We start from the raw sequence: 873 nt of genomic DNA, 5'->3' as shown, positions 1-873 counted from the left end.
GCCTGTCGTCACGGGTCAGGAAGACATGGCTCGGCCGGTCGCGCCAGACGAGCTCGTAGTCGACCGGCGTCTTCTTGCCCTGCCGGTACTTCTTGCGCCTGGCCGCCTGGTCGAGCCGGTTGTGGATTTCGGCCTGCAGGGTCTCGTCCGTCCAGGTGTCGTTGAAGCGGATGTTGAAGGTCGCGGTCGCTTTGGCCGGGATGACATTGGTGGCCGGGTTGCCCACATCGATGGAGGTGACCTCCAGATTGGTCGGCTGGAAATCCCTGGTTCCCTTGTCGAAAACCGGATGCAGCAAGGCATCGACCAGGCTCATCAGCCCGCGCACCGGATTGTCGGCAAGCAAGGGATAGGCGACATGGCCCTGGCGGCCATTGACGGTGACGGCGCCGGACATCGAGCCGCGGCGGCCGATCTTGATCATGTCGCCCAGCGCATCCGGGTTGGTCGGCTCGCCGACGACAGAGGCATCCCATTTCTCGCCCCTGGAAGCCGCCCATTCGAGCAGCTTGACCGTGCCGTTGATCGCGGGGCCTTCCTCGTCGCCGGTGATCAGCAGCGAGACCGAGCCTTTCGGACCGCCATTGGCCTCGACATGGCGCGCCACGGCGGCGATGAAACAGGCGATGCCGCCCTTCATGTCGACGGCGCCGCGGCCATACATCTCGCCATTGGCGATCTCGGCGGCGAAGGGCGGATGCGTCCAGGCGGCTTCGTCGCCGACCGGCACCACGTCGGTGTGGCCGGCGAACATCAGATGCGGGCCATTGCCGGAACGCCTTGCATAGAGGTTTTCGATATCGGGCGTGCCGTCTTCGGAAAACACCGGCCGATCGACCAGGAAGCCGAGCGGTTTGAGCATCGTCTCCAGCG

General features: G+C 65.2%; 1 protein-coding gene. It reads right to left on the bottom strand.

What is annotated here, in order from left to right:
• On the bottom strand, positions 1 to 873 hold an 873-nt coding region (dapE, locus tag ENZ75_RS33090), incomplete at both ends, for a succinyl-diaminopimelate desuccinylase (RefSeq protein WP_128278670.1).

This window comes from Mesorhizobium sp. M7A.F.Ca.CA.002.04.1.1, from assembly GCF_004022805.1.
GTDB lineage: Bacteria > Pseudomonadota > Alphaproteobacteria > Rhizobiales > Rhizobiaceae > Mesorhizobium > Mesorhizobium ciceri.
The sequence above is the reverse complement of the archived record's forward strand: the minus strand, read 5'-3'. Positions and strand labels throughout refer to the sequence as shown.